Annotated in this window: 1 protein-coding gene; it reads left to right on the forward strand. The window is 67.1% G+C overall.

Features of this window, described 5'->3' with window-relative positions:
* The coding region (locus JS756_RS36415) for an acyltransferase domain-containing protein (RefSeq protein WP_205387534.1) at window positions 1-255 on the forward strand (255 nt) is incomplete at both ends.

Below are 255 nucleotides of genomic sequence, written 5' to 3' on the forward strand. Positions count from 1 at the left end.
GCGGGTCAGGGTGGGCAGAGGGTCGGTATGGGGCGGGAGTTGTATGCCGCGTTTCCGGTGTTCGCCGCTGCCTTCGACGCGGTGGACGCCGAGTTGCCGTTCGGGCTGGCGGAGGTCGTGTTCGGTGCGGATGCCGAGCGTGTGGATCGGACGGAGTTCGCGCAGCCTGCGTTGTTCGCTCTTGAGGTGGCGTTGTTCCGGCTGTTGGAGTCGTGGGGTGTGCGGCCGGATGTGCTGGTGGGGCATTCGATCGGT

Origin of the sequence: Streptomyces actuosus, assembly GCF_016921115.1 — a bacterium.
Taxonomy (GTDB): domain Bacteria; phylum Actinomycetota; class Actinomycetes; order Streptomycetales; family Streptomycetaceae; genus Streptomyces; species Streptomyces actuosus_A.